This window comes from Streptomyces europaeiscabiei (genome assembly GCF_001550375.1).
GTDB lineage: Bacteria > Actinomycetota > Actinomycetes > Streptomycetales > Streptomycetaceae > Streptomyces > Streptomyces europaeiscabiei.
Window position 1 is genome coordinate 1 of the sequence record NZ_LRTR01000456.1, and the last position, 10,067, is coordinate 10,067.

Annotated in this window: 10 protein-coding genes; 6 read left to right on the top strand and 4 right to left on the bottom strand. The window is 71.3% G+C overall.

The window, feature by feature from the left end; genetic code table 11:
- On the bottom strand, positions 1-1,413 hold a 1,413-nt coding region (locus AWZ10_RS22255; RefSeq protein WP_060891892.1), incomplete at its 3' end, for a streptophobe family protein.
- Positions 1,414-1,654: 241 nt separating this feature from the next.
- On the opposite strand from AWZ10_RS22255, the gene AWZ10_RS22260 reads away from it, so the two are divergent.
- Positions 1,655-4,174 (top strand): ABC transporter ATP-binding protein/permease, encoded by a 2,520-nt coding sequence (locus AWZ10_RS22260; protein ID WP_046705981.1) that lies wholly within the window; start codon positions 1,655-1,657, stop codon positions 4,172-4,174.
- Between the two features lie 92 nt (positions 4,175-4,266).
- On the opposite strand, the gene AWZ10_RS22265 is transcribed toward AWZ10_RS22260, so the two are convergent.
- The 3 genes from AWZ10_RS22265 to AWZ10_RS22275 form a co-directional block, all read right to left on the bottom strand.
- A complete protein-coding gene (locus tag AWZ10_RS22265; RefSeq protein ID WP_046705980.1) occupies positions 4,267-4,932 on the bottom strand; it encodes a transglycosylase SLT domain-containing protein in 666 nt (221 codons plus the stop codon).
- Positions 4,933-5,229: 297 nt separating this feature from the next.
- Positions 5,230-6,318, bottom strand: a complete 1,089-nt coding sequence (locus AWZ10_RS22270; protein ID WP_060891890.1) for an S-adenosylmethionine:tRNA ribosyltransferase-isomerase — start codon at positions 6,316-6,318, stop codon at positions 5,230-5,232.
- A complete protein-coding gene (locus AWZ10_RS22275; protein ID WP_060891893.1) occupies positions 6,315-7,010 on the bottom strand; it encodes an SDR family NAD(P)-dependent oxidoreductase in 696 nt (231 codons plus the stop codon). Before AWZ10_RS22275 ends, AWZ10_RS22270 begins: the two co-directional genes overlap by 4 nt.
- Before the next feature lie 243 nt (positions 7,011-7,253).
- Here AWZ10_RS22275 and AWZ10_RS22280 point away from each other — a divergent pair, with 243 nt between their 5' ends.
- The 5 genes from AWZ10_RS22280 to AWZ10_RS55495 all read left to right on the top strand — a co-directional run bounded on the left by AWZ10_RS22280 (position 7,254) and on the right by AWZ10_RS55495 (position 9,896).
- Complete coding sequence (locus AWZ10_RS22280) at positions 7,254-8,399, top strand: GAF domain-containing sensor histidine kinase (protein ID WP_037691228.1); 1,146 nt, start codon at positions 7,254-7,256, stop codon at positions 8,397-8,399.
- Positions 8,392-9,030 carry a response regulator gene (locus tag AWZ10_RS22285; protein WP_060891891.1) on the top strand — a complete coding sequence of 213 codons (639 nt, stop codon included), beginning with the start codon at positions 8,392-8,394 and terminating at the stop codon, positions 9,028-9,030. Before AWZ10_RS22280 ends, AWZ10_RS22285 begins: the two co-directional genes overlap by 8 nt.
- 157 nt (positions 9,031-9,187) lie before the next feature.
- Positions 9,188-9,436, top strand: a complete 249-nt coding sequence (gene chpE, locus AWZ10_RS22290) for a chaplin ChpE (protein WP_033529228.1) — start codon at positions 9,188-9,190, stop codon at positions 9,434-9,436.
- A 107-nt stretch (positions 9,437-9,543) separates the two neighbouring features.
- Positions 9,544-9,678, top strand: coding sequence for a hypothetical protein (locus tag AWZ10_RS55140; protein WP_276145818.1), 135 nt, complete (start codon positions 9,544-9,546; stop codon positions 9,676-9,678).
- A gap of 77 nt (positions 9,679-9,755) precedes the next feature.
- Entirely contained in the window at positions 9,756-9,896 is a 141-nt protein-coding gene (locus tag AWZ10_RS55495) for a chaplin family protein (protein ID WP_319137642.1), read from the top strand.
- The last annotated feature ends 171 nt before the right edge of the window (positions 9,897-10,067 follow it).

The window sequence follows — 10,067 nt, forward strand, 5'->3', positions numbered from 1 at the left end:
CAGCCCGGCGGCTCGCGTCGCGCACGCCAGCAGCGCCCCTGCGGCCCCCGCACCCGCGCCCCACAGCGCGCCCAGCACCAGGGCCGTGGCAGCCTGCCCGCGCAACTCGATCCCCGCGTCGAACGCGTCGAAGCCGAAGACGGCCAGCGAGGCGTCCACCGACACCTCCGTCAGCCATACGAGCAGCGGCAGCGCCACCGCTGTCGCGAGGCCCAGCCGAAGAGCGCAGCGCCCCACGAAGCCGAGCGCGCTTGCGCCCCGTGCATCGGCACCGGACGCACCCCCGGCAGCGGCGGCAGCCGATGGACGTACAAAGGGCGTACGTACGGCGGTCAGGACACCCGCGTACACCATCATCAGTGCGGCCGCGAGACCCAACAGCCAGACCCTGCTGTCCAGTTCGGCCAGGCGGCCGAGCGTGACGGGTTCGCTCGCGTCGATGCGCAGCAGCTCGTCGAGCGGGTCGGGCAGGAGGTCGGCCAGCGCGCCGGTGGCCCGGCCGTCCCAGGGGACGAGGAGGCCGATGGGGACGCCCAGCCAGACACCGTTGGGTGCGCCGAGTAGGGCCGCGCCGGCGATCCGCCCGGGGTGGGGGTCACCGATCGCCGCGTACGCCGCCGCCGCGATCCCGGCCAGGACCGCCACCAGCAGTACCGTCACCACCGCGGACACGGCCGGCCGTACGACCCGGTGCAGGGCGCCGAGGGCGGGTGGCAGGGGAGTGCGGCGCGAGGCCAGCAGGGCGATGAGCAGCACACCGAGGCACCAGGCCAGGCCCCCGAGCAGGGTCGGCACGGTGTCGACGGAGAAGCCGACCTTGGCGTTCGCGTCCGCCAGGTCGCCGAGCCGGTCCGGCAGCAGGCCGCCGCCGATGTCCCCGATGTCGCCGAGCCCGGGGATCTCCACGTCGTCGAGGTCGCCGCCGCCCGGCAGTCGTCCGTCGATCCCCAGCCGGGTCCCGTCGAGGGTGACGACGGCGTTCCCGGCCCAGGCCAGTGCGCCCATCAGCGCCACGAAGAGCGCGAGCACCGTGCCCGCCCGCGCGAGGAGTTCGACGGGGGTGATCACAACTCTCGCGCCGCGCAGGGACCGCAGGAAGAACCAGGACAGCAGGAGCGCTCCCACCAGGCCGACACCCAGTGGCGTGATCTCGATGGCGGTGGTGGCCTGTGCTCCTTCCAGGCCAAAGGCGGACACATCGCCGGAAGGGGTCACCGACCCACCCGCCCCGAGCGCCACAACCGCCGCCGTCATGGGCCCGAGTTCGCCCGCGGAGTCGGCCTCCAACAGATGCAGGCCGAGTGCCGCCGTACCCGTCATTCCGATCAACGCCCAGCTCACGGCGGCGATCGCGGAGAACACTACGTCCCCCCACGGCACGCTCCTGCCAGGGCCAACTTTCCGGTCGCTCATGGTCGGACCCCCCGATCCGCATCGCGGCGTTGTACCGCTGATGTCCCCCTCGCGTGGGATTACCACTCTCCGGCCCGGTTTCAACCCCGTCAACGGGACCGGCCGATGCCCCCGTACGCACTCTTCACAAGGCCCGACTTTCGGTCAGGGGGTCGAGCCTGAAATAGTTCCCCCCGATGTTCGACATCCCTAGACTCCCTGTGATGGGGGTAATTCGGGGGACAACTCAGTGGGGCATGGAGTGCCGGAACTCGTACTGGAATTGAACGGACAAACCTGGACGCTCGATCCGTCCAGGGCATATACCCTCGGACGTGATCCGCAGGGGGACATCGTGTTCGACGACGCCAGGGTGTCCTGGCGTCACGCCACGATCAGCTTCGGCGGCCGTAGTTGGGTGATCGAGGACCACGGCAGCACCAACGGCACCTTCGCCCAGGGGCAGCGGATCCACCAGCTGGAGATCGGTCCAGGCTCGGCCGTGCACCTGGGCAACGCGACCGACGGCCCGAGACTCAACCTCTCCGGCAGTGCCGCGTCCGTCGCGCAGCCCCAGCAGCAGCCGTACGCCGCGCAGGGCGCGAGCGCCGGATACGCCGGCCAGCAGGCCCCGCAGCAGCAGGCGCCGCAGGCGGGCTGGCAGCAGCCGCAAGCGGCACAGGTCCCGCAGCAGCAGGGCTTCCCGCAGCAGGGCCCCGGTGGTGGCGCGGGGGCGCCGCCGGTCCACGGCGACCGCAGCCCGACCACGTTCCACCACCTGGCACTCGGCCGCGTCATGCGCATCGGCCGTGCCCTGGAGAACGAACTGGTCGTCTCCGACCTGCAGGTCTCGCGCAACCACGCCGAGTTCCACGCGACGCCCGACGGGCGCTTCGAGATCCGTGACCTCGGCTCGCACAACGGCACGTTCGTCAACGGTATGCCGATCGCCAAGGGCGGCACGGCACTCCTCGGCCCGAACGACATCGTCGGCGTCGGCCACTCGACGTTCCGCATCATCGGCGACCGGCTCGAGGAGTTCGTCGACACCGGTGACGTCTCCTTCTCCGCACGCCACCTGACGGTCACCGTCGACGGCGGCAAGCAGATCCTGAAGGACGTCTCCTTCGGCGTCCCGGAGAAGTCGCTCATCGCGGTCATCGGCCCCTCGGGCTCCGGCAAGTCCACCCTGCTGAAGGCGCTCACGGGCTACCGCCCGGCCAACCAGGGTGACGTCCTCTACGACAACCGGAACCTGTACAAGCAGTTCGCCGAGCTGCGCCAGCGCATCGGTCTGGTCCCGCAGGACGACATCCTGCACAAGGAGCTGACCGTCAAGAAGGCCCTCAAGTACGCGGCCAAGCTCCGTTTCCCGGCCGACACCACGGCCCAGGAGCGCGACGCCCGTATCGACGAGGTGCTGCGCGAGCTGAAGCTCGACATCCACAAGGACAAGAAGATCACCTCGCTCTCCGGCGGCCAGCGCAAGCGCGTCTCGGTCGCCCTGGAGCTGCTGACCAAGCCGTCGCTGATCTTCCTGGACGAGCCGACCTCCGGCCTCGACCCGGGCATGGACCGCGACGTCATGCAGCTGCTGCGCGGCCTCGCCGACGACGGCCGTACGGTCCTGGTGGTCACCCACTCCGTCGCCGAGCTGGCGATCTGCGACAAGCTGCTGGTGATGGCCCCGGGCGGCTCGGTGGCGTACTTCGGTCCGCCCGAGGAGGCCCTGAACTTCTTCGGCTACGAGACCTGGGCCGACGTCTTCTCCGCCTTCGAGAACTACCGCGACTACGACTGGGCGGGTCGCTGGAAGGGCTCGCAGCACTACCAGATGTACGCCGCGGACATCGACGCCGTGGCCCCGCAGTCGGTGCACATGCCGCCGCCGCAGTCGATGCGCCCGCCGAAGCCGCAGGGCTGGCTCTCCCAGCTCGGCACCCTGGTCCGGCGCTACGTCTCCGTCATCGCGTCCGACAAGGGCTTCCTCGCGCTGACGGTGATCCTGCCGGCCGTGCTCGGCGCGGTGAGCCTGCTCATCGACCCGGACAAGGACCTGCTGGTCCGGGGGGTGAACAAGGCGACGGGCCTGCCCATCCCGAACGGCACGGCCACCACGGTGCTGCTGATCCTCGCGGTCGGCGCGTGCTTCGCGGGCGCCGCCAACTCCGTCCGCGAGCTGATCAAGGAACGGGTGATCTACGAGCGGGAGCGGGCCACCGGCCTGTCGCGCTCGGCGTACCTGATGTCCAAGGTGATCGTCCTCGGCGCGGTCACCGTGTTCCAGGGCGCCCTGGTCGGCGCGATCGGCTTCTCCAGCCGGACGATCCCGGACGAGGCGCTGATCTTCGGCGAGGGCAAGTTCGCCGTCATGCTCGAACTCTCCATCCCGATCATGGGCCTCGGCTTCACGTCCATGATGTTCGGCCTGGTCATCTCCTCGCTGGTGAAGACCGCCGAGAAGACGATGCCGTTGCTGGTGATGTTCGCGATCGTCCAGGTCGTCTTCACCGGCTGCCTCTTCGCCCTGCACGGCAGCCCCGGCGTCAACGAGTTCTCGTACCTGATGCCGTCGCGCTGGGCGGTCGCCGCCGCCGGTGCCACGCTGGACTTCAACAACATCAGTCCCCCCAAGGAGGCGGGCGACACCGACCCGCTGTGGGACCACACGGTCGGCTCCTACAGCCTCGACATGATCGCCCTCATCGTGATCGGCGTGATCTGCGGTGTCCTCGTGGCCCGCTTCCTGCGCCGCCACGAACCGGAGGTCATGCGGAAGTAGCGCCCACGGCCCATGGGCCGGGCACCGACGTACGAAGGGCGGCACCCGCACCGGGTGCCGCCCTTCCACGTTCTCAGAGGTCCGCGCAGGCCTCAGTACGCGCTGTTGACGTTGTCGATCGACCCGTAGCGGTCGGCGGCGTAGTTCGCGGCGGCCGTCAGGTTGGCGACCGGGTCGTACTGGCTCTTGGCCGTGCCCGGGACGTGGTAGGCGTCGAAGGTCGGCTTGATGACCTGCAGCAGACCGATCGACGGGACGCCGTTGATGGCGTTGATGTCCCAGTCGTTGATGGCCTTCGGGTTGCCCGAGGACTCCCGCATGATGTTCTTGTGCAGGCCGTTGTACGTGCCCGGGATCTTGTGCTTCTTCATGATGTCGAGCGCCTCACGGATCCAGCCGTCGAGGTTGTTCGGGTAGGTCTTCGCGGCGGCCTTGGCGATCTTGGCGCGCTGGGCGGACCGGCTCGCGGCCTCCTTCTTCGCGCGCTCCTGCTCGGCCTTCTTCTTCGCGGCGGCCGCGGCGGCCTTCTTGTCGGCGTCGGCGGCCTGGTCGGTGACGCTCGCCTTCGCCGCCTGGGCCGGGTTCTGGCTGAACGCCGCCGGAGCCGCGGACACCGTCTGCGTGGCGGTCTGAGCCTCGGCCGGCACCAGCGAGAACGCGAGGGCGGCGGCACCGAAGGCGGCCACTCCGGCGAACGAGAGCTTGTGGGTCTTGGTCAGCGCGAGACTGTGGCCGGGGTTCTTGGCGTTCTTGAGCATGAGTGATGGACCTCTTCGAATAGCGCGGAGGTCGCTCTCGGGCCGGTTCAGGACACTGCTCTTCCAGCGGAAACGCCGCGGGAGAACCCACGGCGTCGAGCGACTGAAACCATTCTTAGCGGCCGCAAAATCGGGTGGCAAAGGTGTGACGTACGATCCCGCTTAGTTGAACCGGAAACGGCAAAACGGGACAGAACAACCCGTCCTTCCCGCTCAAACCGCCCTTATCCATCTCCTAGGCACGTTCGTACGTGATGCGCACCCTATGGGAGGGCTCACACCGGCCGGGCGCTCGTCTCACGGGTAGTTGCTGTCGCAACGCTCTCCGTGAGGTTCCTCCGGCGGCAGGACGAGGTGCACGTCCCCGAACTCGTGCCACAGGTAACGCCCCCCGACCGCCTCCTGGTACGCGCGGTCGATCGCCGCCCGCCCCCCGACCGCCTCCAGCATCAGCAGATGCGAGGCCTCCGGCTCGTGCAGCCCCGTCAGCAGCCCGTCCACCCCCCGCACCCCGCGCTCCGGCGTCACCACCAGACCCGTCCACCCCTCCCGCGCCCGTACGACGCCGTCGGACCCGGTGGCCGACTCCACCGCCCGTACCGCCGTCGTCCCCACCGCGACCACTCGCCCGCCGCCCGCCTTCGCGCTGTTGATCAGCCGCGCCGACGCCTCCGGCACCGCGAACCGCTCCGGATACGGCGGCTCGTGCGCCTCCGCCGACGCCACCCCGGTGTGCAGCACGACCGGCGCGAACTGCACACCCCGGCTCACCAGCTCCGCCACCAGCCGCGCCGTGAACGGCCGCCCCGCACTCGGCATCTCCGCACTCCCCGCCCCGTCCCGCGACGGCAGCGCGAACACCGTCTGATACACGGACAACGGCTGATCCCGCTCCGTGTAGGAGTAACGAATGGGCCGCCCGTGCTCCCGCAGCACCCCGGCGACAGCGGCGGAGGACACCCGGGCCCACCACAGCCGCTCGCCCCGCTCGCTCATCGGCTCCTCCAGAACCAGCCGCACGTCCCCGGGAAGCCGCACCTCCGTACCCGCCGGACCGCCCGTACGCGCGCGCGTGGTGCCGCGTCCGTCCGGATCCCGCAGCTCCACGGCCCACCGCCCGTCGTCACCCCGCGTCGAGAAATGCACCACCACGCGCGCGGGCCCGACCGTCCCGTCCACCGCCGCCGCCAGCGTCGGCGACGTGTTGACCACCAGCAGGTCCCCCGCCCTCAGCAACCCCGGCAGCGCCGTGAACGCGTGGTGCGACACCTCCGTCCCGCGCGAGACCAGCAGCCGTACGCCGTCCCGGTCGAGGCCCGGCCCGCGCTGTTCGGCGGGTACACGCGCGTGCAGCTCGTCCGGGACACGCACCGCCGCCGTCGTCATCGCCCCTCCAGCAGGGACGGCGCCCCGTAGCGGCCACTGGCCGGCCGCTCGTCGAGCAACCGCAGAAAGGCCGGCACCACACTCCTCGGGCTCGGCCGCGGATCGTCGTCATCCGGTACGGCCGCCGCGTACAGGTCCGTGCCCATGTCCCCGGGATCGACGGCCCACACCCGAAGCCCCGGCTCCTCCTCGGCCAGCACCGCCGACAGCTGGTCCAGCGCCGCCTTCGAGGCCCCGTACCCGCCCCACGTCCCGTACGCCGCGGCCGCCGCGTCCGAGGTGACACCGATCACCGCGCCCGCCCCGGAGGCCCGCAACAGCGGCAGCGCCTCCTGGACCATCCCCAGCGCCGCGACCACATTGACCTCCAGGGCCCGCCGCAGCCCGTCCAGCGCCAGCTCCTCCAGCCGTACGAGCGGCTCGGCGCCCAGCGCGCTCGCGTTGTTCACCAGCAGGTCGACCCCGCCCAGCCCCCGCGCCGCCGCCACCAGCCCGGCCCGGTGCCCGGCGTCCGTGACATCCCCCGGCAGGGCCTCCACCCGCGTCCCGTACGCCGACAGCTCCGCCGCCGACTCCTTCAGCGCCTCGGCGGTCCTGGCGTCGAGCACCAGGTCCCACCCGCGCTCCGCCAGCGCCGCGCCGAGCGCCCGGCCCAGCCCCTTCGAAGCCCCCGTGATGATCGCTACCGGCATGACATCCGTCCCCTCGTCCTCGACCGCCTCCCGAACCGGTCGGCGGTGATCCCAACGTAGGAACGGGACCGCCCCCACCGCCTCGTCCGCGGGCCGCAGAACACCGGGGCCCTTCGCCCTAGGTCACCGGACCGGCCCGGGGTCCTAGGACCGGTCGTAGGCCTTCGGCCTAGGTCCGACGGCCCGGACGAGGCCTCCGGCGGTCCGATCCGCGGTGTCGGACCCCGCCGGTACGGTGAGGTCATGAGTCAAGGTCCACGGTCCGGTCTCGCCGCGGTGAGTTCCGCGCTGCTGGCCATGAGCAGGCACCTGGAGGTGCGTGACGTCCTCAAGACGATCGTCGCCTCCGCGCGCGAGCTGCTCGACGCGGAGTACGCGGCGCTCGGCGTCCCCGACGACCACGGTGGCTTCGCCCAGTTCGTCGTCGACGGCGTCAGCGACGCCCAGTGGAAGGCCATCGGTCCCCTCCCGCGTCAGCACGGCATCCTCGCCGCGATGCTCCACGAGGCCACCCCGGAGCGCCTGGCCGACGTCCGCAAGGACCCCCGCTTCGAGGGCTGGCCGAGCGCCCACCCCGACCTCGTCGACTTTCTGGGCCTGCCCATCCGGGACGGCGACGAGGTCATCGGCGCCCTTTTCCTCGCCAACAAGCGCTGCCCCAGGCCCGAGGGCGGCTGCGGCTTCACCGAGGAGGACGAGGACCTGCTGTCGATCCTCGCCCAGCACGCCGCGATCGCCCTGACCAACGCCCGCCTCTACGAACGCAGCCGCGAGCTGACCATCGCCGAGGAGCGCTCCCGGCTCGCCCACGAACTCCACGACGCGGTCAGCCAGAAACTCTTCTCCCTGCGCCTGACCGCCCAGGCCGCCGCCGCCCTCGTCGACCGCGACCCCTCCCGCGCCAAGGGCGAACTGCACCAGGTGGCCGCCCTCGCCGCCGAGGCCGCCGACGAGCTGCGCGCCGCCGTCGTCGAGCTGCGCCCCGCAGGGCTCGACGAGGACGGTCTGGTCGCCACCCTGCGCACCCAGGTCCACGTCCTGGACCGCGCCCACAGCGCCCGCGTCACCTTCTCCGGCCGCGGAGCCCGCGCGCTGCCCGCCGCCCAGGAGGAGGCCATGCTGCGCGTCGCCCAGGAGGCCCTGCACAACGCCCTGCGCCACTCGGGAGCCGAGCGGGTCGACGTCACCCTCGACCGGCACGGCGGCGGAGCCGTCCTGCGGGTCACGGACGACGGCGCCGGCTTCGACCCCCTGGGCGTACGCCGAGCCGGACGCCACCTCGGCCTGGTCTCCATGCGTGACCGGGCGAGCGGGGTCGGCGGCCGGCTGACCGTGGAGTCGGCGCCCGGAAAGGGCACCACGATCGAGATGGAGGTCCCCGGTGGCTGACGCAATCAAGGTGCTCCTCGTCGACGACCACCAGGTGGTCCGACGCGGTCTGCGCACCTTCCTGGAGGTGCAGGACGACATAGAGGTCGTGGGCGAGGCCGCCGACGGCGCCGAAGGAGTCGCCCGCGCCGAGGAGCTCCGGCCCGACGTCGTCCTCATGGACGTCAAGATGCCGGGCATGGACGGTGTCGACGCGCTGCGCAAGCTCCGCGAACTCGCCAACCCCGCGCGTGTGCTCATCGTCACCAGCTTCACCGAGCAGCGCACGGTCGTCCCGGCCCTGCGCGCCGGCGCCGCCGGGTACGTCTACAAGGACGTGGATCCCGACGCCCTCGCCGGCGCCATCCGCTCGGTGCACGCCGGCCACATCCTCCTCCAGCCGGAGGTCGCCGAGGTGCTCCTGTCCCAGGAGGCCAACTCCGGCCAGGGGAGAGGCGGTTCACTCACCGAGCGGGAGCGCGAGGTGCTCGGCCTGATAGCCGACGGCCGCTCCAACCGGGAGATCGCCCGCGCCCTGGTCCTCTCCGAGAAGACGGTGAAGACCCATGTCTCGAACATCCTGATGAAGCTCGACCTGGCGGACCGCACCCAGGCCGCGCTCTGGGCGGTACGTCATGGTTTGGCCGGATGACGTGCGGATTGTCCGGCAACACGGAGGGTTCCTCTCCGGGCTGAGATTCATACTGTCGGGTGTATGTCCCCCGGATGGCGCATCCTCGGGGAACCCCCGCCGTTCTTCAGTGCGTGCTGTGTGCGACCGCCGCAGTGATCGCAAGGAAGGGCTCAAAGTGAAGAACCTGAAGAAGGCCGCCGCTGTCACGATGGTGGCCGGTGGCCTCGTCGCCGCCGGTGCCGGCATGGCCTCCGCCACCGACGGTGGGGCGCACGCCGACGGCAAGGCCATCGGCTCGCCGGGCGTCGTCTCGGGCAACGTCATCCAGGCCCCGGTCCACATCCCCGTGAACGCGGTCGGCAACAGCGTGAACGTCGTCGGCATCCTGAACCCGGCCTTCGGCAACCTGGGTGTCAACCACTGACGTTCCCGCCCCGGAGCACAGTGACCACCGGCCTTCCAGGCGCCCCTGGGAGGCCGGTCAGGCTTTCGCCTCACCGGTTCCCCGTGTCGTCGTTCCACCCCCGATGCGTGAACGAGCAGCTCCCGCCGCTCGTCGGTGCCACCGCGCCCCCGCCCGGCGTCGATCAGCGCACGGCCCGCGGGCCGGACACGCACGACGCAGGAGGAACACAGCTCACGAACTTCGCCAGGAAGGCCCCCTGACCGTCACCGCCGCCGGTCTCGCCGCAGACGCCTCGTCCGGTGCCGCTGTCGCCGACTCGTCCGCGGACAGCGCTGCCGTGGGCTCCCCGGGCGCCACCTCCGGCCTGGACCTACAGGTCCCCGTCGACGTCCCCGTCACAGTCACAGTCACGGGCCTCAGCGTCGGCCTCATCGCGGCGCTCAACCCGACGTTCGGCAACATCGCGGCCGACCACTGAGCCGCGCCGCACAGCCGAGGGCCCCGCGAACCTTCCGGGTTCGCGGGGCCCTCGGCTGTGCGGGAGCGCCTGATGGCTCGGGTTCTGCGGCGCGTTCGGCGACGGCGGCTCGTAGGGGGCTGATCGCGCGGTTCCCCGCGCCCCCGAAAGACCTGCGCCAGGTCGCCGCCC